This window comes from Ruegeria sp. CF8 (genome assembly GCF_056537285.1).
Map to the genome: position 1 here is coordinate 145,310 of NZ_JBQFRG010000002.1, position 22,709 is coordinate 168,018.

A 22,709-nucleotide genomic window follows, 5' to 3' on the forward strand; every position below is an offset into this window, starting at 1 on the left:
AGCACGCGCTTTGTTCTGACTTAGCGTACAGGAAACACAAGGTCGACTTACGCACCCCAGAAAGGCGCCGCGACCCAAAATCACGGATATTTCTGCTCGGTTTGAGCTGTTTCTTCAATGTCAACTCATCGCGGGATCAGCTCGAACGTCGCCGTTTCATCGTCAACTTCTCTGACGCGTTTACGTTGAGTAATTGCTCTGTGACCCAAGTAGATATTTCTTTCCTTTGGCTCACCAGCGAGGCAAAAAAGCTTTTTCGGGGCTGACGACTGCCCCTCAACATCGCGTTAGCGTAGTACTTGCAAAGACTTTTTTTATATATATATCATATAACTAGAGGAACTCGCCCTACGGACCCAGAGCCAGTTCGCTGTACGGCAAACTGCTGTGCTCTCTCAAGCAGACGAAATACACTTTGCTCGCATGGGTTGAGGCATTCTTATGTGGGCCCGCCATGAAGCCGCCACATTTCAACCGCCAAAAAATCTTATTCGCGTCAAATTAAGACCGCCTTGCAGGGTCTTTTTGGTTGCAAGGAGTTAATGAGTCTTTTTCGCCACTTTGGCATCGGTACGAGTTTTCTGCTCAACTCCAGTACAGGGTTTTCTGCTGTGACCGATCTGAATTCCTCCGTTGCCACCGAACAAGACGCCGTCTTCTTCGCTCGCGAGAGCTTTCTTGGTGAACTCAAGACACTGAACCGTGATCACCCCAATACGGGCTTCGGTATTTCGCTGCGCACTCATTCGGGTGAACACTATTTATTGGCGAATGCCAGAATGCCTTTACCTGCCGCGAAATCACATGGGTTTCCCACGGGACGTCGTGTCGCGTGCCTTGAAAACGGCGACCGGTTCAGCTCGATCGAAGTCTTGGCGGATTCCAAAGCTTACGAAACCATTACTCCGCGTGCCGAGGCCGAGATTTTGGGCAATGCCCTGGATTTGATCGCACGCATCGACACTTTGACAAGCATCCCTGCGGGGCGCGTGTCGCATGAACCCCAGATTGCTGCTACGGGAACCGGAGGTTAAGCATGGCGCGCAACGATCACCTATTGTCTGTCGGCAACGAAGCACTGGCACCGATGACCTCTGCCATGACGTCGCTGACGGCGCAGATCGATCAACTGACTGAGGTGGCTGATGCGCGCTCCTCGGCACGTCTGGCGACCCTCAAGACGCGGATGGAAAACTTCACCGCCAGCATCACAATGGTGGGCCAAGTTAAAGCAGGCAAGTCATCCATTGTGAATATTCTGGCCGGGCGCCCTGCCCTGCTGCCGTCGGACGTCAACCCGTGGACATCTGTGGTCACGACCCTGAACATCAACACACGCCCGCCTGGCGACACCAAAGCCAAGTTCACATTCTTTGAGCAGGAGGAATGGGACAACCTGATGGTCGGCGGCGGTCGACTGGGTGAACTGGCGAACCGGGCTGGCGCAGATGACGAAATGGATGACATCCGCCGTCAGATTGGCGAGATGAAAGCCAAATCAGAAGAACGCCTTGGCAAGCATTTCGACCTGATCCTGGGTCAGAGCCATCAGTACGATCACTTCGACGAAGAACTGATCCAACGCTATGTCTGCCTGGGCGACGAAGACGATCCGGATATTGACCCGAAAACTGGACGATTTGCCGACGTTACAAAATCGGCTGAGCTTTACATGGATATTCCGCAATATCCCATCGCGCTCAAACTTTGTGACACACCGGGTGTTAACGATACCTTCATGGTGCGCGAACAGATCACGCTGCGCAGTCTGCGCGGTTCTGAGGTCTGTGTCGTGGTCTTGGCGGCCAGCCAAGCGCTGACCACCATGGATATGGCTCTGATGCGCATTATTGCGCAGTTCGAAAATCGACAGATTGTTCTGTTCGTCAACCGGATTGACGAGCTTTCTGATCCCGTCAACCAAGTTCCAGAAATCCGCGATCGCATTCAGGATACGCTGAAGCAAAACAATATCGACACCAATACCAGCGTCGTGTTTGGCAGTGCTTTGTGGGCCGAAGCAGCCTTGACCGGAAACCCGGACATTTTGACCGAAGAGTCGCGCGAAGCCCTAAACACATTTTACTTGGCCGCTGGTTTTGGTGATCAAGCGGCTTCTCTGGACAAGATTTGGGCTCTGTCCGGTCTGCCAGATCTGCTTTTGGCCATCAATGAGCGCATTGCCGAAGGTGCCGGATCTCGGCTGATGGACCGTGTGCGTCACCGTGCGCGCAACATCGCAAGCCAAATCCGTGCCACAGCAGTCGCAAAAAATCTGTCCGACGGTGAAGGTGTCACAAGGGATTTAGACGGTGTGTCGCCCGAAGACGCAATCAGCACCGTTTCCGCGGAATATGAAAAGAAAGCAATCGAACTGACAAATGCCCTGCGCGACAAGGTGCTGGAACGCCTGAACTCGGCCGAAGCCAGCTTTGTCAAACGCGCAACAGACTCTTTGATCGCCCATCTTGAGAAAAACGGCGAACAAGGCACGTGGCAATACGACCCTGCGGGTTTGAGAACGCTGCAAAAGGCAGCCTATTTCAGCTTCGCTCGCGCGATGCGCAAAGACGCCGGGGCGCTTTATGCGACTGCGGCTGCGGATATCGAAGCACTGTATCACAAAATTCTGGGTAACCATCTGGGCGAGTTCAGTATCGAAGCACCCATCGTACCCCGTGTTCCACCTCCGCTGGGCATTGGCCGGACTATTGCGCTGGACTTGCAAAGCACCTGGTGGCGCCGATGGTGGCAAAGGCGCAAGGGTTTCGAAGCTTACGCTGCGGACTACACACGTCTGATCGCGTCCGAAGCCAACTCGATCACCAAGGATATCGAAGAAAACCAGATTGCAGCGGTGTTGGAAAACGTTCGCGCAACTCTGACGGACTTCATGCGCGAGCAGAAAGAAACACTGCTGAGCATTTCGGCATCGGCTGACAAAAATGCAGGCCAAACTGCAGCAGCGATGGCCGGTTTACAGCCCCAGAAATCCAAGGACGAGATTCTGGGTGACATCCTAAAAGATCTAAGCAACGAAGCGGCATAAGTAGAAAAATGGCAAAAGATTCACAAACACGCTTTGTTTCACCAAAGGCATGGGAACGTATCGAGCATTGGTCCCGCCGCAAGCCGGTTTTTGCCCTGATGGGCGAATTCAGCGCCGGTAAGTCTACGTTGATGAACTTTCTGTTGCGAACGCAGACCCTGCCGACGCAGGTCACTGCGACCCAACTGCCACCGGTCTGGTTTAGTTGGGGCAATCGGGCTCCTTACGTCAAACGTCACGATGGAAGCATTGAAGTCATTGAGCTGGACGACCTAGAAAGCGTCGGTGTCAACGATGCACAGTTCATACGTGTTTTTCTTGAAGCCGACATTCTTGAAGCGGTTGACCTTATCGACACACCCGGCATCTCGGATCCGAAAATCTCGACCGATGTTTGGCAACGAGCCGTGGGCCAGGCAAATGGCGTCTTGTGGTGCACCCATGCGACCCAAGCCTGGCGCGAGACCGAGCGTGCGACTTGGGTTTCCTTGCCCGAACGCCTGCAACACAACTCGTTGCTATTGATCACACGTGCAGATGCGCTGAGCATCAAGGATCGCCAAAAAGTTCTGCGCCGCGTGAACCGTGAAGCGGGCCATTTGTTCAACCGGTCCATTCTGTTTTCAGCTCGCGATGCGATCGTCGCCCGAGACAAAACCGGTGACGCCGAAATGTGGTCGCGCAGTGGTGGCGGAAAGATGATCGACAGCTTCCTTGAGATCACCGAGCAGATCATGGACAACCGCGCCGATCAACTAGCCCGGTATCAGATCGACAAGAGTCAATCTGATGCGCCGAAGGTGCAACCTGTGCGGCCGGCGCGGAAATCAGACGGCGAGGCCCTGGCAGAAGGTGCGCCTTTACGTTTGGTTAACCCAGTGGGTTCGGAAACGCCGTCAGAACAAGATGACGCCGCTGTCGTCACCAGCTTCCCTGTTCGCCCCGCCAGAGTGGAGCGGCGCACAGACGAAGCTGAACGCGTACGTATCAACGCGGAAGAGGCTGAGCGTTTGCGCGCCGAAATGGTCTCGGAATCCGAGCCGCTCACACAAGAAGAGCCTGATACAAGCGATGATTTACGCGCCTTTTTCAAGGACACATCGAACGACCCTTTGGAACTGACCAGTGTGGCAGGTTTGGATGACACCGTCGATGAGTTCGACTTGTCAGGCGGTGCCGACTTTGAAGATGACACTGACGATCTCCTTGAAGAGGAAACCGACGTCGACGACGTCAGCGCTGCGGCTGACGAAGACGAAGCATCTGAAGATGTTCTGACTTCGCTGAACACAACCTTGAAAGACACATCGTTTGATGAAGATGACTCGGTTGAGAACATCGAAGACGTTGAAGAACCTGAAGATCGTGGGATTGAGGTCTCAGTTTCCTCCATTGCCGCTTTGATGGCGGCGCAGCCAGGAAACAATGCCGACGATTATGAACCGGAGCCCGAAACCAGCGGGCTAATTGAAGCTGCCTTGCCGGATCAGGTGGACGCGAATATTTCAGTGCTTGGGGAATTGCCAGAGGTCGCGGTTGGCTCACCCCTGAGCGCATCGGACATGTGGCGTGAGATTGCGAACAGCGCGGATCTGCCCAAGGATGCAGATGGGCTCAGAAACGTGTTCCAAGCGTTTTTGGCAGAGTTCGACCAAATCGCGATCGAACACAACGAAAAGCAGACAAAGGAAACACTGCAGTCCATTCCGAAGGCCAAGGAGAACAGTGCAGCAGAATGGCACGTATTGTAATGAAAACCGAATCGATCTAACAGACAACACTTGAATAAAAACAAGGGCTTAGATGTCTATTCAAGACGCCTTAAACACAGCAATCGAAACAATACCCGACTGCATCGCAGCCGGGTATGTCGATATGGAAACCGGGATGCTTCTGGGCAGTTGCGTTTCAGATCCAGAATGCGCGGAAACTCTGGATACGTTGGCAATCGCCGTGGCCAATCTGTTTCAAGGGCGCGGTGTGGCTGCGTTCGAAGCGCTCTTGCGTGAGGCGGAAGGCGAAGAATCAGAAAGCACAGGGTTTGGGGAAATCGCTGTATTTTCAAAAGATTGCCTTAATATTTTCCTGCGGACCAAGGAATATCCTGATCATGTGGTCTGCTACATCTGCCGCAACAGCGCAAATGTCGGGTTGGCGCTTACGAAATCACATCTCAGTCTGGGGCCGGTGGCGGCCGCAGTTTGAACGGGACCAGAGGGGGTCACGGTATGATGGACACTGACATTCTGGACATGCTCGAAGACATCGGGCGGTCCTCGGTTGCGCGGCTTTCACCCGCCGTAACAATCGCGGGGGATACGGCTGCGGCGAGGCGTACCGCTGTTTTACGCGCCATTCGTGGTACTGTTCTGCCTCGTCGGCTGGAATTTACGGCTTCCAATGGTACATGTCTGGCCATCGAGGTGAATAGTTCACGCGTCACAGACGTTTTCCAGGTGCCCTCCGGACCGAAGCCGGACTTCGAAACCGAAGGACGCGGTGAGTTGGTGGAAAAACTGGCTCAACTTGTGTCTGACATCGCAAACGCCCCTGCCCCGCTGGAGATGAAGTCCGGCAAGCCAGATTCAGATCTTGAGGCAGACGACGTCGGCTTGACCTATAGTGAAATCGAAGGGGCCTGCGCTGCCATTGAACTGCCTGCCGAACCGATAGTTTCGGTGGTGCCGGATGTGGAGACGCAGACTGAGGACGAACCTGCACCGGCTCAGATCGAAGATGCTGAAACACTTCTGGCCCAACAGTTTTTTGATGGCGCCAGTCGTTTTGCAACTGGCCGTGTTTTGATCGACAGCGCGGAAAAAACCGCCCTGTCCTACGCGGACTCGTGTCAGCCTTCTGAAGATATGCATCCCGACCAGAACGTTATAGCGCGTTTTGCTGCGGATATTGCAGGCTGGGATAACGACACTCGGGACGAGTTTGACGGACCCCAACTCATCGTCATGCGCCCATCAGGTGGCAAAGGTGCTGGAATGGCCGCGCTAAGCGACAGCGATCAAATCGCCGTTGCCATCCACGACGCGCGCAAACTGGGTGCAGTTGTCAATCTGTGGACGTCTTTGCAGGGGGTTGAGGAATGACTTCCCCTCGAACATTCAAATTTTCGATTAAATCAATCCGATTTTGTGTGACCAAGGTAGTGAGTAATGAGTGAAACACATCGCCGCGAGCTTATTCGCATCGCAGAGGACATGAACGAAACCAGCAATGATGAAACGCGTCATTTCATTTCGCGTATCATCGGAGATCTAGGAGGTCTGAAGCCGTCAATCGCCTTTGTCGGGCAGATCAAAGCTGGTAAATCCCGTTTGATCAACGGGTTCACGGGACAGGCAGAGTATCTGCCGTCGGACGTCAACCCATGGACCACCGTGATTACTGATATGCATTTCGGCCATCCTTCCGGCCGCACCGATGGGGCTGAATTTCATTTCTTCGACAACCACCAATGGCAATCCTTGATCGCTGAAGGTGAAGAACTGCGCAACATGTTCCCCGACGACGAGGACAGTTATAAGCGCGAGATGATCGAAGAACAGGTCGAAGCCATGAAGACCCGGGCCCGTCTGCGCTTGGGTGACAGCTACGAGCAGCTCTTGGGGCAACACCACGATCTGGACGAGTTGAACTCGGACGACCTGGCGCGTTACGTCTGCGCGGGCGATGATCCTGCTGAAGATGGTGCCGTTGACCCTGGCAGTGATCGTGGGCTCTACAGCGACATCACACGCAAGGCTGAAGTCTATTTTGACCTTGGGCATTTCCCGTTTCCCCTTACCGTCACGGATACTCCGGGTGTCAATGACCCGCTGCTAATCCGCGAAGAGATTTCGCGCCAATATCTCAAGGAATCCGATTTCTTTGTGGTGGTTCTGTCCGCACATCAGGCTTTGTCGCGCGCTGACCTGAAACTATTCCGTCTGATGCAGGCGTTGGAACTTGGTCAGATTGTTGTCTTCGTCAACCGAGTGGATGAATTGGGCGGCGGCCCCGAGGATGCGGCCAAGGTTCGTCTAGACGTTCTGGACGGATTGGAAAAAGCACTTGGCAATTCTGACATCGATGTGCTGATGGGCAGTGCTCAGTGGGCCCACTACGCACTGACCGGCGATGAAACCGGTGTGAACCATGATCATGTTCTGGCGTGGCTGCGGGCGCATCCGGAACAGATGAAACAGTACTTGAACGGCGTGGCCGAGATCAAACAAGGCCCGGGTCCGATCAGTCGAGAGGCCGTATTGCGCTTTGCTGCAATGATCGCCTCCGGTCTACCTGATCTGCGGCGCCACGTTACCAAAGCCCTCACTGACGGGCCGATTGACGAACAGCTTCGAATGGCGTGGCAGCACCTTGACAGTTTCGCACGGGGTGAGCTTGAGCGGTCTCAGGTTCATTTGCACGCGCTGAAGGACGAAAACAGCCCGGGTACGCGCAACACTGAAGACAGTGACAAAACGCTTGGTGAGTTGCGCAAGCTGATTGCCGACAAAACCCAGGAAATCACGCGCGACATGGATGATGTCCTGTCCAACCTGCGTGGTGTGATGGATGACACGGTTGCTGAATCCGTCTCGGCGGTGGTGCGTGGTCCAAATGGTCAATCGCCTCTGTTGGCCAAGGGGGGCGCAACTGAGCTGAACTTTACCCCGTTGCGCGAACACATGCGGGAACTGGTGCAAGGTGCATCGCAAGTGGTCCGCCAGCGTATGCTGAGCGAACTCTACGCGATCGACATGCAATGCAACGCAGCTTTACGCGCATTGCCGGGTTGGCAAGAGCCCGTCGACAATCGCATGAACACCAGCGCAGTTCGCTGGTTCAGACCAGATACCACTGCTCTCACCCGTGGAATTACGGTTGAATTGCGTGTAAACTGGTTGTCGCGCCTGATCTCGCGCAACAGCGTTGTGACGCGGGCAGAACGGATGATTGTGCAAGAGTTCGAGTTGATTGGTGACGATTTGATCGACACCACGCGTGACAACTTGCTGGAACGGCTGAACACGGTTTTGGATCACTATGTCGCGCTGTTGGCGGGTCATTTTGAACACCGTTCTGGTGCCGGTGAATTGAATGCTCAGGCCGAGGCACAAGCTGCATTCGACCGAGCGCGTCGCATTGCGTCGGACCTTGAAAGTGTATTTGGAACCGGCCACGCGGACGAACGACAAGCAGAGGCTGCGGAATGATTGAATTTCCCGGAACCGAACAGGAAGTGCACCAGCTGGAGCATTTTCTGACCGCGACTGAAAAACTGTCGTCGGATGAGACGTTGGAGGATATGCGCGCAAGGGCTCTGGCCCACGCTGAACGGCTGTCCAACGCGGTCAATATCGGGTTTGCCGGGGAATTTGGTGCGGGCAAGTCGAGCCTCGCAAACATGCTGGCCGGTGCAGATATTCTGCCCACCGGTCCGCAGCATCTTAAACTGCCGCTGGTGATTGTGGCTTATGCCGAAACACCTGAAACGACTGTGGGTTGGTGGAACAAAGAGCCGAAAACATATTCCGGCATCGCCCTTGAAAAAGCGGCAGCGGATGAGCCCGATTTTATCTCGGTGGGGATCAATACGCCTGCGCTTAAGGAAATCTCACTGTTTGATCTTCCTGGCTCAGGTGCTTTGGACGACACTTACAAAAATACACTGGATCTGCTGAAATTTGTCGACTGCGCCATCTGGTGCACAAACGGTACAAACGCGTGGCGCGAGACCGAGCGCCATCTGTGGTCGAAAGTGCCACCTGAACTGCGCTCGAATAGCCTGCTTGCGGTAACTCACGCAGACTTGCCACCGGTACAGGGATCGCTGGACCGCGTTTTGGCTCGTCTCAACAAGGAAAAGGCGGGGATGTTCCGCGAGGTTGTTCCGATTGGCACACCGGTGGCGGTAAAAGCAATGGCCCAAGAGCCGGAACCCGACTTCGCACTGTGGGAAACTTGCGGAGGACAGAACCTTGCCGAACAAGTTCTGGACGTGGCCTCGAACCGGCGCCGCAGTGACTTGGAGGCCGCTCGGAAAGACTTGCAGGATGAATTCCTGCCGTATCTTCAAGAGTTACAGGGACCCGAACCGGAACCGGCTCTTTCCGATACAGCAACAATGCATACTGCGCTTGGCTCCGCCCTGCCCCCGTTGAACAATCCCATTCTTGAAGACTGGCTGGCAGCGATTGCAAGCATTTATGAAGACTTGCGCGAGTCCTCGGATATTGAGCCTGCCGCCTTCCTGCAAAGCTGTCAGGAGATTGTTGAGGACTTTGCGGAGCGGCTTGAACAAGGGGGCGAAATTGACCCCGATGCGGATTGGATTCCTGCCGAGTTTGAAAAGGCAACCGACTTGCTTTTGTTGTTACAGTTCGAAAGTGGCGATGCACCCCTAAAGGACGCGATCAGCATACTTGCGCAGCTGGGAGATAACCTGGCATGGGCCGGTAGCACGGTTGCCGCAGCTCAGCCCAAAACCGGAACCTGATAATCTCGCGTTAAGATTGAACGCTATTCAGCGATTCGAAGGGCCGAAGAATCGGCCCTTTATTGTTTCGAATTCGTAGACCAACCGGCAAAAACTGGGGTGTACGTTTTCAATGCCGCTGCCTCTTTTATCAATATATAGCAATCAATCCATCTCAAACACTATATATGCTAAATATCGTAAAACGATCCATAGTGAAGCCATCAGGCGGCCCCAATAAAGTCAAATTTGAAACGTCTAACCGTTCTTAAGTGTCCTGCGGTTGTTTTTGGTTGTGAGTTCGTGGGCTGTTGGCCCTGTTAGATTTAGCCGCAAAACGAGTAGAACGGGCGGATTGAAATGAGCCACAACCAGGCTGTCGGTGCGACGCACGACGAACCAAAAATTGAAGGATTGCAACCGGGCGCAAAACTGCTGCGCGGTCAGTATGAGATCCTCCGCTTTCTGAGCAACGGCGGATTTGGGATCACTTATCTTGCGCGTGACAGCCTGGAGCGCGACGTGGTGATCAAAGAATGCTTCCCCGGTGCCTTGTGCCGGCGCAACGGTGATCTGGTCGAACCGAACGACCCCTCCTACAAAGAAGACCTGCGCGCAATCATTGATCTGTTTATTCAAGAAGCGCGCAATCATGCACGCCTTGTGCATCCTAACATCGTCGATGTGCATCAGGTGTTTGAAGACAATGACACCGCATACATCGCTATGGATCTGATCCGTGGCTGCGATCTGCTGGACTATGTTGAAAACCCGGAAAACGATGCAGGCCCCGACTTTATCGTGCAAGTCACGGAAAAGATGCTGTCTGCGGTTTCGTTCATCCACCAAAGCGGCATGTTGCACCGCGACATTTCACCAGACAACATCCTGATCGATGAAAATGGCGATCCGGTCCTGATCGACTTTGGTGCAGCGCGGGAACAGGCGGCAAACAAATCCGCGGCTTTGCTCACACTTCGTGTCATCAAAGACGGTTATTCTCCGCACGAATTCTATGTACGGGGTGCTGAACAGGGGCCGAGTAGCGACCTGTATGTACTGGCTGCGACGCTTTATCATGCAATCAGCGGTGAACGCCCTGTCGATGGTCAGAGTCGATTGAACGCCTTCAACAACGGACAGGACGATCCCTATACCCCGCTTGCGGGTCGTTTCGAAGGGTATCCCGAAGGATTCCTTGAGGCGATTGACAAGGCGATGGAGGTTCACACCACAGATCGCTTGCAAACGGCGCTGGATTGGCTGCGCATGTTCCGCGGTCCGGGTGTTATGTTTGATACCTTTGCCTATCGCCCGGTCTCGGTAATTGTGGGCATGGACCGGAAGGACAAAGAAGAAGAAAAGGCGCGGATCAAGGCGGAAAGTGAGAACGCCGAAGCCGTTGTGACAGCGCTGTTGGCCGGAAACTCCGATATTGTTGTTGGAAACGATGACAAAAAGAACGAGGACCTGGCGAAAATCGTCGCGAAAGAGGAAGCGCCGGTTGCCGTCGATACCGTTGTTCAAAGCGGCTCTGGTGGCAGCGGCAAGCTACTCGCAGGTGTGGCAGTGGTTGCGGTTGCTCTGGCGGCTGGTGGATACTTTGCGATGTCTGGTGATAAACCTGAAGCACAGGTTGAGGCACCGGTTGCACAAGCTACTGACGAAGTGCAGACAGCCGAAGCTGCAGCTCCAGAAAGTGAGTCCGCCAGCGCAACAGCGGAAGAGCCAGAAGCTGAAATCGCCGCCGCGCCAGAGCCTGAACCTACACCAGAAGAGCCTGTCGAGCAGGCACAAGCCGAGTCTGCGGGGACAGTTGTCACAGAAACAGCGCCCGCGACCCCCGACGCGTCGGAAACCGAGGCTCAGGTCGCTACCGTCGCAGAAGCAGAACCAGAAGTCGCTGCATCCAGTGCTGTACCAGCGGAACAGCAGGTGTCTTTTGCCCATTGGGATGTAGAAATTCCTTTCGAGACATCGCGTCGCCGCGGTTCGACCGGGTCTACCATCGCCGTGACTGGCCTCAACCCAAATCAGGACATGAGTGTGATCGGCGATTGGGTGCAACGCGGCGCGGTGATCTTTACCCTTAACGGAAAACCCATCCGCGACGACGTCTCTTTTGCCGCGCAGGTTCTGGATAAGTTGAGCATCGACCCTGACGGCTATACCCGTGTGGCCGCCCGCTATCGTCCGCTTGGACAGACCCGGGCACAAAATGGGCTGCTTGCCCTGCCAGTGGTGCGCTCTGTCGGGCTAGAGAACGGTTACACCTTTTCTGTCAGCAGCTCGGGTGATGAGGCCTGGAAAACCGTGGTGGATTCGGTTCCGTCCGACGCCGCAGGCGGCCTGCAAAAGGGCGACATCCTGCTGAGCGAAAGCCAGTCCCGTATGAACCTGGATGGATCGGAAAGCCTTGATGCGATGCTTGTAGAGCTGGTCGCTGAAGGTAAGCCCGAAGCAAATCTAACCGTCCTGCGTAACGGTGCTGAAGCCGCTGCAATCATGCAGCTTGCACGGGAGTGATCTGACCGGTTCGTTTGTGATCTGCCAGTGTGTGTTTGCTGAGGGTGGCAGCCAGTTTTGTCACCCCGGCGGGGACCGGCCCGCCGCAGAGAGTACCAGTTCCCTTGAGTACCCGATGAGTGTCTCCGCGCGTGACTGTGCGGGATAAGTAGCAGCCCACGGCACAGGAAATTCGTGCCGCCAAATCAAAGGTGTCGACACCATGTTCAAATACAAAAGCCCTCTGAGCCGGCTTCTAGAAGGTGCCGGCAAATCCAAAGAAGAAGATACTTCGGAAACCACAGACGCGGTAGAGACCCCTGCGGCTGAAGGCGAAAAACAAGAGCCGATCGCGGACTTTAACGCTTTGCGGGCGGCGCTGGCTGGTGGGAACATGACGTCCGAGTCCTACGAGGAAACGGATGAGCTGATTCCCGAAGAGAAAATGCCCGAATTCGCCGAGGCCGAGGCCGAGGTCGCTGAAAACGTCGAAGAGTCTATTTTCGCCGAAGACACAGCAAGCGAGGATGATGCGCCGGAAGAAATCCTGACCGCTGAGATCGCTGAGGAAGAGGAAGCGGTCGAAGACGAACAGATCATCACCTTGCATGTTGCCGAAGACCCGGCACCGGCCCCGGTAGAAGAGACACCTGTAAGCACTGTGGTTGAAACAGTGGAACCAGAAGCTGAGGAAGCCGCCGCGCAAGATGTGGCGACCGAAGTTGCCGAGGCCCCAGTGCAAGAGCCGGAACAGACCGTTGAAACGGTTTCTGAGGCAGTCCAGCCCACGCACCCTGCTCCAGCCCCTGCTCCGACGGAAGACCGCCGCTCGCGTGTCAAAACGACCTTTCTGGGCTTCGAGCGTGCAGATACGCATGTGCAAGAGTTGATCGAAACCTCGGAACCCGTCGCCAAGACTGAGGCCGCACAAGAGACTTTCCCTGTTGGCTGGCTGGTCGTTACTTCCGGGCCCGGTCGGGGTGCCAGCATCACATTGACCGAAGGCCTGATGCAGATCGGTCGAAACGATGACCAGGCAATCCAACTCGACTTCGGCGACACCGGTATCTCACGTTCGAACCATGCCGTCATTGCCTATGACCCTGAAGATCGAAAATGTTACTTGGGTCATGGCGGCAAGGCCAACCTTGTGCGTCTGAACGGCAAGCCCGTGCTGAGCACAGTGGCATTGTCCAGCGGTGATTTGATCCGTATCAGCGAAACCTCCATCCGATTTACGGCCTTCTGCGACGAAGGTTTTGATTGGCGGGATTCCTGATAGATGCTGGCAACTCCGGCATATGATGTTGCGCTGATCCTGAACCAGGGTCAGCGAGAGACGCAGGAAGACGCCATCGCTGCGCGCATGTTCGACGCGTCGGACGCGGGTTATGTTGTGATTGCAGATGGTATGGGCGGTCACGACGCCGGTGAGGTTGCGTCAGAGATGGTGATTTCAGCCTGGCGTGATGCGCTGGACGCAGAACTTGAGGCAGAAACTCTGAACGAAGGATCCGCGATAGACGCCCTTCCACTGGCGGCCATGCAGGCCAATGCCGCGATCGCCAATCATAACGAGGCACAGGGACAGGGCTTTAACATGGGCTCGACCTTATTGGGTGTCTTGCTTTTGGGGCAGCGCGTTTTCTGGATTTCCATAGGCGACAGCCCTCTGTTTCTGTTCCGCGACGGCATGTTGTCTCAGGTCAATGAAGATCACTCAATGGCACCTGTGATCGATGCGAAACTGGCTGCCGGAGAGATCACTGACGCTGAAGCGCGGGATTTGGACCGTAACCAGCTGACATCCGTGATCATGGGTGGCGCTATTCCCAAAGTGGATTGCCCCGAGCACCCCATGCAGGTGTCACCAGCGGATATTCTGATCCTTGGTAGTGATGGCTTGCAGTACCTCAGCGACGCCGAAATTCAATCGGTTCTGAGCAAGCACCAACACTCTCTGGCTCAGGACATCGCCGAGGCGTTGCTGTTGGCGGTTCAGGCCAAAGACGATCCGGATCAGGACAATCTGTCCATCGCTGTCGCGAAATTCACAAGAACATAATCAGGCAAAGCAACAGGACCCATGAAAAAGCACCTCATCATATCCAGCCTTGCTCTTGCTGCCGCCACTGGCACAGCGTCGGCGCAAGAGGCTTGTACTAGCTACGAAATCCAACGTGGTGACAGCCTTAGAGAATTGGCGATTGAAGTATATTCGACCGAAGACTTCCGCATAATTTTCGACGCCAACCGTGACGTCATTGGGTCGAATCCAAACATAATCCGTGTTGGCGATGTACTGGAGTTGCCGTGTCTGGAGGATGTCGGCCGTGCTCCTGTCCTGGCCGACACCGAAGCGGAACGTCTTGCCGCGGAAATGGCAGCAGAGCTGGTGAAAGCCGCCGAGGAACGCGCCGCAAAAGCTGTGGCTGAGGCCGAAGCCCGCGTAGCAGCAGCAGAAGCAGAAGCAAAGAAAGCCAGTGAAGAGGCAGTCGTCGAAGCACGGGCCGCAGCCAAAGAAGAGATCGAGGCCGCCCGCTCGGAAGCCGCCGCTTTGATCCGGAATGCCGATGCAGGAGAGCGTCCGGAAATTCGAGACCGGCAGCTATTGTTGATCACAGGCGGAAACTATGCGCCCTTTACCGACGAGGCGCTGCCAAACCGTGGTTTGTATACCAACCTTGTTGAAACGGCCATGCTGCGCGCTGCACCGGAACAGTCCTACAAGATCCAGTTTGTGAACGACTGGTCGTCTCATCTGGATCTGTTGATGCCAACGCTGGCTTTTGACGGGACCTTCCCTTGGTCGCGCCCAAATTGCGAAGAGCCTGAAGCCCTATCAGAAAGCGATCGCTCGCGCTGTGAAACCTATAACTTCTCGAACCCGTTCTACGAAGTTGTGGACACCTTCTTTGCATTCGAAGGTTCGGGCTATGAAGAAGCGTTGAGCTATGTCGACTTTGCAGGCACAACGATTTGCCGTCCCGAAGGTTGGTCGACCTCTCACATGGATGCCGTTAGCCTTTACGAGCCGATCATCTCTTTGTTGCGCCCGGTTTCACCCGATGATTGCTTTCACGCGGTGATCGAAGGCCGCGCGGATATTGTCGCAATCGAAGCCCATCTGGCCGTCGAGGCAATCCAACGCCTGGGATACGAACACCGCATCATCGAAAACCCCAACCTAGCGGCGATTAAGTCGCTTAACGTCATGACCCACAAAGATAATCCTGATGGGGAGGCGATCCTTGAGACGCTTAATCAGGGTCTGGCAATCATGCAGCAATCCGGAGAGTGGCGCGACATCGTGTCGACCGCTCTGCGGCATCAAATGGAAAATGGATAAGGCCCCAACTGGCCTGACAAAACTAAAGTCTGGAGGACGTGGACATGTTTGAATTCAACCTAAAAAAAGTAGCCCTGTCGGCCACTGCCGCTACAGCATTGACTGCGGGCGCAGCCGCAGCGCAGGAAGCCTGTACAAATTATACCGTTTCAGATGGTGACACTATGGCGACCATTGCTATTGCAGCCTATGGCACCTCGAACTATCAGCCGATCTTTAACGCGAACCGCAACATCATCAACAACCCGAACGCACTTGAGCCCGGTTTGGTTTTGGCATTGCCTTGTGAAGATGGCAGCCTGCCAAACGGCCAATCCGCGCAGGAAATCATCGCAGCAGAAGAACAGCGGGCGGCCAGCATCAAACGTTCGAACGTCTACGCTCCGCCGATCAAGATGGTCGCAGGTAACGGCTGGGAACCGTTTACAACCGAGAATCTTAGCGGCGGCGGCATCATGACTCGCCTGGCGACCACGAGCCTTCAACGCGCGGGCAACCAACGCGATTATTCGGTCAGTTTTGTCGATGACTGGAGCTCGCACCTTGATACCTTGTTGCCACTTGGTGCGTTTGACATCTCTATCGCTTGGACCGTACCGGATTGCACAAACCGCACATACGAATGGTCGGCTGAAACAACTGCACGCTGCACCCAGTTTGTTGCATCGGTTCCAGTCTACGACATTGTTGGTGGTTTCTTCACTCTGCCGGAAAGCCAGTATGCAAACGCCACGGATTTCAGCGATTTTGAAGGCTCCACCGTCTGCCGGATGGCAGGTTGGAGCATGGTTGTTCTTGAAGAAGTCGGTTTGAACCGTGAGAATACAACTGTCGTCCAGCCGAATTCCGCGCGTGAATGCCTGGATGCGGTTTTGACCGGCACGGCTGATGTGGCCGCGTTCGAGGTTGATCTGTTCGCATCCACGATGAACGACATGGGCTTGACTTCGTCTGACATCATCGAAAACCCATATGTTTCGACACTGTCATCGATGAGTTTCCTGGCGCATCGTACAAACCCGTTCGCGCGCGAGTATATTGCGATGATGAACAAAGGCCTGAACGAAATGCGCGAGTCCGGCGAATGGTATGCGATTATCTCGGACTCGCTGCGTGAACAAAACACAAAACTGAATGCAGCTTCGAACTGATCCCTCGGTTCAGCTGAAACTATGGGCCGGTCATTGAACCGGCCCTTTTTTCTTTCAGGAAGCGTCCAATTTTTTCGGAAGACAAATTTTGGCCGTTTATCTGCTGCACAACCGCCTCATAGGCAAAGCATTCTGAGCCTGAAGCGCAATCATCATTCCCCTTGCGGGACTGCAAAAGCATGAGTGACGCATGATACAAGGTGCCTTGGATCTCAGGAAAAGATCGGTAACGCCGGTGAACAGGCCGGATCTGGATATTGCCGTGATCTTACCTTGCTACAATGAAGCAGTTGCCATTGGCGAAACCGTCAAACAGTTTCGTGCGGCCTTGCCTGATGCAGTCATTTACGTGTTTGACAACAATTCCACAGACGACTCAGTCAAGATCGCGGAAGAGGCCGGTGCGCTGGTCTTCTCTGAACCTTATCAGGGTAAAGGCAATGTTGTGCGCAGAATGTTTGCCGATGTAGATGCCGATGTCTATGTCATGGCGGACGGGGATGCGACGTATGACAGTTCGGCCGCACCTGACTTGATCAACTTGCTGGTGTCGCAGAATCTGGACATGGTCAATGGCGCGCGGGTGAATGACGAAACCGACGCATACCGCCCAGGCCACAAATTCGGCAATGCCCTGTTCAGCGGGCTCGTGAAGTTCTTTTTCAAAAGCAAAATCAACGATCTGCTGTCCGGCTATCGGGTTTTCAGCAGACGCTTTGTCAAAAGTTTTCCGGCAGTATCGAACGGGTTCGAGATTGAAACCGAACTCACCGTACACGCGATGCAGATGCGTATGCCGATTGGCGAAGTTGAAACCCGTTATTTTTCGCGATTGCCAGACTCGAACTCCAAACTGGCCACTTTTTCGGACGGGTGGCGCATTCTCAAGATGATCGGTTTGCTGATCAAAGACGAAAAACCCATCTCGTTCTTCCTGTCCTTGGCCGTGTTGGCTTTCTTACCTTCACTGTTGGTCTTTATTTCGGTTTTCCGCGAGTTTCTGGATACAGGGCTGGTTGACCGGATTCCATCACTGGTCGTTGCCGTATCGGGGTTTGTTGCTTCGATGCTGTCGATTGTCTGCGCACTTATCCTACAGTCTCTTGCCCTCGCACGGCGCGAGGCGCGTCGCATGTCCTACCTTCAATATGAAGGTGTCGCGGCCTCAGGGGTAAACCGGATTCAAACTTCCCTTGCAAAAGCCAAGTCACGTAGCTTCGCCTGACGGACAACGTGTTTCCTAAAAAATCGTTTACTTCACCCGACAGCGTTTGTGTGCACTGTATATCCGTGTGGATTGTTACAGACTGTTCCCGATCTTGGGCTTCAAAAAGCAAAATGACCAGCACCCCAAATGCTGGTCATTTTCTGAGTGAGTGATATAGCCCTAGGGCCTCACCAGTGAAATTCTCTGTTACCAGATGTTTAACGCAGTGCTGCGGTCACCGCTATTGGGGGAATCCCGTAGGTCAGCGATATTTTTGTTCATCTTGTTGAAAAAAATAAAAAATCATACGCTTGTTATTCCGGGACTTGCGCGATTTCCGACCCGGCGCCAGAGGCCAAGCGAACGCCCCGCGTTACTCATGACACAACTACTTTTGGCTGACAGAGCCAAAAAAAGGGGCCGCACTGTGTGCTGGCCCCTAATCGCGTTCATAGCAGATGCCTGGGCACCTGCTCTGACTATACAGATTAGCCGATAATTGCGTTCAGTGTTGAACTGGGGCGCATCACAGCAGCCGTCTTGGTCGGGTCTGTGTGATAGTACCCTCCCAGATCCGCGGCAGCACCCTGAGCGGCAGCAAGTTCAGACAGAATTTGCCCTTCCTTCTCGGCCAGTTCGTTTGCCAGGGGCGCGAACTCAGCTGCCAAGTCGGCATCATCGGATTGTGCTGCCAAAGCTTCGGCCCAGTAACGTGCAAACCAATAGTGGCTGTCACGGTTGTCCGGCTGACCCACTTTGCGGCTTGGTGAGCGATTGTTGTCCAGGATGCCCTGCGTTGCAGCTTCGGCTGCAGCACCCAAAACACCAGCTTTTGCGTTACCTTTGCTGTCGGCAAGGAAGTTAAGCGATTCACCAAGTGCACAGAACTCACCCATCGAGTCCCAGCGCAGGTGGTTTTCCTCTACCAACTGCTGCACGTGTTTCGGGGCGGACCCCCCTGCCCCGGTTTCAAACAATCCACCGCCATTCATCAGTTTTACGATCGACAGCATTTTGGCCGAGGTTCCCAGTTCGAGGATCGGGAACAGATCGGTCAGATAGTCCCGTAGCACGTTGCCGGTGATGGCAATCGAGTCGTTACCAGCCGTGATGGTTTCCAGCGACTGACGAGTCGCTTCGCGCGGGGCCATGATCATGAACTTGTCGGCAACGCCTGCGGCCTCAAGTGCCGGTTTGACGTATTTGATCAGTTCCGCATCATGGGCGCGGTTTGCGTCCAGCCAGAAAATCGCCTCGGACCCGGTCAGGCGCTGACGATCCATCGCCAGTTGGATCCAGTTCTCGATCGGTGCTTTCTTGACCGTACAGGCGCGCCAGATGTCGCCGGCCTCGACGTCGTGGCTGTGCAACGTTTCACCATTGGCCAAGACGATGCGAATGGTGCCATCGGCCGGGGCTTGGAAGGTGGTCGGGTGCGAGCCGTATTCTTCGGCTTTCTGCGCCATCAGACCTACGTTGGCAACGGCGCCTGCAGTGGCTGGATTCAGTGCGCCGTTGGCTTTGAAGAACTCGATGGCTTCGTCGTAGACTGGTGCATAGCAACGGTCCGGGATTACGCAGTTGGTGTCACCCTTGGCGCCCGTTTCGTCCCATCCCTTGCCACCTGCGCGGATTACGGCGGGCATCGAGGCGTCGATGATCACGTCAGAAGGAACGTGAAGGTTGGTGATACCACGATCCGAGTCGACCATGTACATCGAAGGACGTTCACCTTTGATCGCATCTATGGCCCCCATGATATCAGCGTTGTCTTTCACTCGGTCCAACAAGTCGCCCAGACCAGAGTTCGGGTTCACACCCAGCGCGTCCAGTTCAGCACCGAACTTTTCAAACACAGGTGCCAGCCAAGCTTTGACGGCATAGCCAAAAATGATCGGGTCACTGACCTTCATCATCGTCGCCTTCATATGCAGCGAGAACATGGTGCCGTCTTTTTTCGTGTCTTCGATGGCATCGGCCAAGAAAGAAGACAAAGCTTTGACCGACATGAAGGTCGCATCGGCTACGGTGCCTTCTTCCAGCGGCCAGGCGTCTTTCAGAACTGTTACGCTGCCATCTTTACTGACGAATTCGATCTTTGCGTTACCTGCCTGAGCAGCACTGATCGTCGCCGACTTTTCATTGGCGTAAAAGTCGTTGCCGGGCATGGACGACACTTTGGTTTTGCTGTCCGACACCCACGCACCCATAGAATGCGGGTTCTTCTGGGCATAGTTTTTCACGGCCCGAGCAGCGCGGCGGTCGCTGTTGCCCTCGCGCAGAACCGGGTTTACGGCCGATCCTTTGATCGCGTCGTACCGCGCGCGGATTGCTCTTTCTTCTTCTGTGGCCGGTTCTTCTGGATAGGAAGGAATATCATAGCCTTGCGACTGAAGCTCTTCGATGGCAGCAACCAGCTGCGGGACCGAGGCTGAGATATTCGGAAGTTTGATGACATTGGCGTCTGGTGTTTTTACCAGCTCACCCAATGCGGCCAGATCATCGGTGATGCGCTGCGCATCTGTCAGTTTTTCGGGGAAGGTTGCCAAAATGCGCCCGGCCAGTGAAATGTCCTTGGTGCCAACGCTGACGCCCGCAGCAGATGCGAACTTGCGGATAATGGGCAGAAACGAGGCGCTGGCCAGTTCGGGCGCTTCGTCTACAATGGTATACAATATGTCGAAGTTCGATTTATCTGCCATATTCTTTTACCTCTTTTAAGCCTTTCGGGGCGTGCGATCTAAGAGTTAAAGGCCGCAATAACGCGGCGCGGGAGGGGCGCGATCACGATACCGCCCCTGGGTGACTCTGTTTTGACAGGGCTTCCCATAAATCAGGTTTGGCTTGGAATCAATTGCCTACAGGCGCGCGTTTTGCCACGGGTCGGATTTGAATGCTACCTGACGCAATAGATCAGGCCTTTCGCGCATCCGCTGTCAGCGGACCAGGCTTAGATTACAAATCGCGAGTTTGGTGACGACTTTTTTGTTCTCTGGCAGAGCTCGGCGCGCCTGAATTGCTTTCTACCGAAACCTCTGCCCTGTCTCGGGGTCGAACACCATGGCACGTTCGGGCAGGATTGAAATACCGATTCGGTCGCCCGTTTTGCTACGTTGATCGTCCCGCTCTTCAACAATCAGTTTGTCGCCGTTTGGTGTCAGCAGATAGGAATAGGATACGCCCCCTAATGCCTCGGTCAGATCCACGGTGCATGTATCCGCCGCGCGATCGATCTGGATATGTTCCGGACGCATCCCCAAAGTCACCTTGCTCTGTCCGGCGGGAATTGTTGCAGTGACCGGCAAAGGCTGAGCCAAGGCAGGATGGGTGACGTGCCCGTCGGCATACTCACATTCCAGGAAGTTCATTGCGGGCGAACCAATGAAACCCGCAACAAAGCGGTTGTCGGGATCTCGGTAGAGGTCCATCGGGGCGCCCACCTGCTCGATACGACCGTCCCGCAGAACAACGATCTTGTCGGCCATAGTCATGGCTTCGACCTGATCATGGGTCACATAGATCATGGTCGCACCGATTTCCTGATGCAGCCGCGCGATTTCGACCCGCATTTCGACGCGCAATTCTGCGTCGAGATTCGACAAGGGTTCATCAAACAGAAAAACCTCGGGCCCGCGAACAATGGCCCGACCGATTGCAACCCTCTGCCGTTGACCCCCTGACAGAGCCTTGGGTTTGCGCTTGAGGTATTGATCCAGCTTCAGAATGTTCGAAGCTTCCTGAACCTTCTGATCAATCTCGGGCTTTGCGACACCGTTCATACGCAGCCCAAACCCCATGTTTTCGGCCACGGTCATGTGCGGATAAAGCGCATAGGTTTGAAACACCATCGCGACCCCACGTTTTGCGGGGTCCATATGCGTTACGTCCCGAGCACCGATATGAATCTCGCCTTCTGATGTTTCTTCAAGCCCGGCAATCATGCGCAGCAAGGTGGATTTGCCGCATCCCGAGGGGCCGACAAACACGCAGAACTCGCCATCGTCGATCTGCAGGTCGATCCCGTGAATGACCTGTGTCTGACCATACCGCTTGATTGCTTGGTTCAGAGTTACTCCTGTCATGTCACTTGCATCCTGTCATTGCTTAGGTTTTGACCTGTTTCGGGAAAGCGCCAAGCCTGCGCCTCGGCCCCGATCTGTTCTGCCACGCGGCGTACACGTGGCACCCAGGCCTCGAGTTGTTTGAAGTCCATCCGTTCAGTCGACCCTGTTACGGAAATCGCGCCTAGCATTCGACTGTTCGACGATAGTACCGGGCAGGCGATACAAATAATGCCGGGTTCGTGTTCTTCGTCGTCTATCGCAAATCCCCGGGTTCTTATCTGATCGAGATTTTCGCGCAGCGCCCGTTCCGAGGTCAGGGTTTTGTCGGTGAACCGGTGATAGCTTTGCTGAGAAATCGCCCGGTTCAGCGCCTCTTCCTCCAAAAACGCCATCATCGCCTTGCCGACCCCAGTGCAGTAAGCAGGGCCAACCTTGCCAGCTTGCGAATACATCTCAATGGGCTGCGCCGCATTGCGTTTGTCGACATACAGGACCTGCCCCGAATCAAGCTGTGCCAGATGCACGGTTTCTCCGGTTTCCCGGCTCAGCGCATCAAGAAACGGGCGTGCGATCGGGGCCAAAGAGCTTTGAGTCCATGCGGCGTGTGCCAGCCGAACCAACCGCATCCCAGGCGCATAGGTCTGCCTGTCCGGGTCGTAGGACAACATTCCCTGATTCGTCAGGGATTGAAGGAACCGGTAGAGCGTTGCCTTGGGAAAAGCGCTGCTGTCCAGCAGTTCAGAAAACCGCACAGGGCGTTGAAAAGCCGCGACGTGATCCAACACGTCACATGCTTTGCCTATGGTTCCATCACCTGACACGGGTGTGCATTCTCCTCCGTTTCCCATCGCTTCCTCTCGATGGGTCTTGACAAGACTAACCGAGTCGATGTGTAGTTTTCAATATATAAAA

General features: G+C 54.7%; 16 protein-coding genes. 13 read left to right on the forward strand and 3 right to left on the reverse strand.

What is annotated here, in order from left to right; genetic code table 11:
* Window positions 1-542: 542 nt before the first annotated feature.
* From ACR0EV_RS05365 to ACR0EV_RS05425, 13 genes are all read left to right on the forward strand, one after another.
* Window positions 543-1,034: a hypothetical protein gene (locus ACR0EV_RS05365; RefSeq protein ID WP_480799132.1), complete on the forward strand. Its 492-nt coding sequence runs from the start codon at window positions 543-545 to the stop codon at window positions 1,032-1,034.
* A 2-nt stretch (window positions 1,035-1,036) separates the two neighbouring features.
* A complete protein-coding gene (locus ACR0EV_RS05370; RefSeq protein WP_480799133.1) occupies window positions 1,037-3,049 on the forward strand; it encodes a dynamin family protein in 2,013 nt (670 codons plus the stop codon).
* Between the two features lie 8 nt (window positions 3,050-3,057).
* Window positions 3,058-4,800, forward strand: coding sequence for a dynamin family protein (locus tag ACR0EV_RS05375; protein WP_480799134.1), 1,743 nt, complete (start codon window positions 3,058-3,060; stop codon window positions 4,798-4,800).
* A 52-nt stretch (window positions 4,801-4,852) separates the two neighbouring features.
* Window positions 4,853-5,254 (forward strand): hypothetical protein, encoded by a 402-nt coding sequence (locus ACR0EV_RS05380; protein ID WP_480799135.1) that lies wholly within the window; start codon window positions 4,853-4,855, stop codon window positions 5,252-5,254.
* Window positions 5,255-5,277: 23 nt separating this feature from the next.
* Window positions 5,278-6,150: a hypothetical protein gene (locus ACR0EV_RS05385; protein ID WP_480799136.1), complete on the forward strand. Its 873-nt coding sequence runs from the start codon at window positions 5,278-5,280 to the stop codon at window positions 6,148-6,150.
* 66 nt (window positions 6,151-6,216) lie between these two features.
* Window positions 6,217-8,259: a dynamin family protein gene (locus ACR0EV_RS05390; RefSeq protein WP_480799137.1), complete on the forward strand. Its 2,043-nt coding sequence runs from the start codon at window positions 6,217-6,219 to the stop codon at window positions 8,257-8,259.
* Entirely contained in the window at window positions 8,256-9,542 is a 1,287-nt protein-coding gene (locus ACR0EV_RS05395) for a dynamin family protein (RefSeq protein ID WP_480799138.1), read from the forward strand. Before ACR0EV_RS05390 ends, ACR0EV_RS05395 begins: the two co-directional genes overlap by 4 nt.
* Window positions 9,543-9,881: 339 nt before the next feature.
* Window positions 9,882-12,047, forward strand: coding sequence for a serine/threonine protein kinase (locus ACR0EV_RS05400; RefSeq protein WP_480799139.1), 2,166 nt, complete (start codon window positions 9,882-9,884; stop codon window positions 12,045-12,047).
* A 202-nt stretch (window positions 12,048-12,249) separates the two neighbouring features.
* Window positions 12,250-13,305 carry an FHA domain-containing protein gene (locus ACR0EV_RS05405; RefSeq protein ID WP_480799140.1) on the forward strand — a complete coding sequence of 352 codons (1,056 nt, stop codon included), beginning with the start codon at window positions 12,250-12,252 and terminating at the stop codon, window positions 13,303-13,305.
* 3 nt (window positions 13,306-13,308) lie between these two features.
* Window positions 13,309-14,091 carry a PP2C family protein-serine/threonine phosphatase gene (locus tag ACR0EV_RS05410; RefSeq protein ID WP_480799141.1) on the forward strand — a complete coding sequence of 261 codons (783 nt, stop codon included), beginning with the start codon at window positions 13,309-13,311 and terminating at the stop codon, window positions 14,089-14,091.
* A gap of 21 nt (window positions 14,092-14,112) precedes the next feature.
* On the forward strand, window positions 14,113-15,375 hold the full coding sequence (locus ACR0EV_RS05415) for a type 2 periplasmic-binding domain-containing protein (RefSeq protein WP_480799142.1): 1,263 nt from the start codon (window positions 14,113-14,115) through the stop codon (window positions 15,373-15,375).
* A 44-nt stretch (window positions 15,376-15,419) separates the two neighbouring features.
* Complete coding sequence (locus ACR0EV_RS05420) at window positions 15,420-16,526, forward strand: peptidoglycan-binding protein LysM (RefSeq protein ID WP_480799143.1); 1,107 nt, start codon at window positions 15,420-15,422, stop codon at window positions 16,524-16,526.
* Window positions 16,527-16,716: 190 nt separating this feature from the next.
* On the forward strand, window positions 16,717-17,751 hold the full coding sequence (locus ACR0EV_RS05425) for a glycosyltransferase family 2 protein (RefSeq protein ID WP_480799144.1): 1,035 nt from the start codon (window positions 16,717-16,719) through the stop codon (window positions 17,749-17,751).
* A gap of 470 nt (window positions 17,752-18,221) precedes the next feature.
* Here ACR0EV_RS05425 and ACR0EV_RS05430 read toward each other — a convergent pair whose 3' ends face one another.
* The 3 genes from ACR0EV_RS05430 to ACR0EV_RS05440 all read right to left on the reverse strand — a co-directional run bounded on the left by ACR0EV_RS05430 (window position 18,222) and on the right by ACR0EV_RS05440 (window position 22,618).
* Window positions 18,222-20,435 (reverse strand): NADP-dependent isocitrate dehydrogenase, encoded by a 2,214-nt coding sequence (locus tag ACR0EV_RS05430; protein ID WP_480799145.1) that lies wholly within the window; start codon window positions 20,433-20,435, stop codon window positions 18,222-18,224.
* A gap of 321 nt (window positions 20,436-20,756) precedes the next feature.
* On the reverse strand, window positions 20,757-21,815 hold the full coding sequence (locus ACR0EV_RS05435) for an ABC transporter ATP-binding protein (RefSeq protein WP_480799146.1): 1,059 nt from the start codon (window positions 21,813-21,815) through the stop codon (window positions 20,757-20,759).
* Window positions 21,812-22,618, reverse strand: a complete 807-nt coding sequence (locus ACR0EV_RS05440; protein ID WP_480799575.1) for an IclR family transcriptional regulator — start codon at window positions 22,616-22,618, stop codon at window positions 21,812-21,814. Before ACR0EV_RS05440 ends, ACR0EV_RS05435 begins: the two co-directional genes overlap by 4 nt.
* Window positions 22,619-22,709: the final 91 nt, after the last annotated feature.

Bases quoted from the DNA above. Each gene is read 5' to 3' on its own strand.
- ACR0EV_RS05430 (WP_480799145.1), bottom strand. From the start codon at position 20,435: ATGGCAGATAAATCGAACTTCGACATATTGTATACCATTGTAGACGAA.
- ACR0EV_RS05390 (WP_480799137.1), top strand. From the start codon at position 6,217: ATGAGTGAAACACATCGCCGCGAGCTTATTCGCATCGCAGAGGACATG.
- ACR0EV_RS05385 (WP_480799136.1), top strand. From the start codon at position 5,278: ATGATGGACACTGACATTCTGGACATGCTCGAAGACATCGGGCGGTCC.
- ACR0EV_RS05405 (WP_480799140.1), top strand. From the start codon at position 12,250: ATGTTCAAATACAAAAGCCCTCTGAGCCGGCTTCTAGAAGGTGCCGGC.
- ACR0EV_RS05400 (WP_480799139.1), top strand. From the start codon at position 9,882: ATGAGCCACAACCAGGCTGTCGGTGCGACGCACGACGAACCAAAAATT.
- ACR0EV_RS05375 (WP_480799134.1), top strand. From the start codon at position 3,058: ATGGCAAAAGATTCACAAACACGCTTTGTTTCACCAAAGGCATGGGAA.
- ACR0EV_RS05425 (WP_480799144.1), top strand. From the start codon at position 16,717: ATGATACAAGGTGCCTTGGATCTCAGGAAAAGATCGGTAACGCCGGTG.
- ACR0EV_RS05380 (WP_480799135.1), top strand. From the start codon at position 4,853: ATGTCTATTCAAGACGCCTTAAACACAGCAATCGAAACAATACCCGAC.
- ACR0EV_RS05410 (WP_480799141.1), top strand. From the start codon at position 13,309: ATGCTGGCAACTCCGGCATATGATGTTGCGCTGATCCTGAACCAGGGT.
- ACR0EV_RS05395 (WP_480799138.1), top strand. From the start codon at position 8,256: ATGATTGAATTTCCCGGAACCGAACAGGAAGTGCACCAGCTGGAGCAT.
- ACR0EV_RS05435 (WP_480799146.1), bottom strand. From the start codon at position 21,815: ATGACAGGAGTAACTCTGAACCAAGCAATCAAGCGGTATGGTCAGACA.
- ACR0EV_RS05370 (WP_480799133.1), top strand. From the start codon at position 1,037: ATGGCGCGCAACGATCACCTATTGTCTGTCGGCAACGAAGCACTGGCA.
- ACR0EV_RS05365 (WP_480799132.1), top strand. From the start codon at position 543: ATGAGTCTTTTTCGCCACTTTGGCATCGGTACGAGTTTTCTGCTCAAC.
- ACR0EV_RS05420 (WP_480799143.1), top strand. From the start codon at position 15,420: ATGTTTGAATTCAACCTAAAAAAAGTAGCCCTGTCGGCCACTGCCGCT.
- ACR0EV_RS05415 (WP_480799142.1), top strand. From the start codon at position 14,113: ATGAAAAAGCACCTCATCATATCCAGCCTTGCTCTTGCTGCCGCCACT.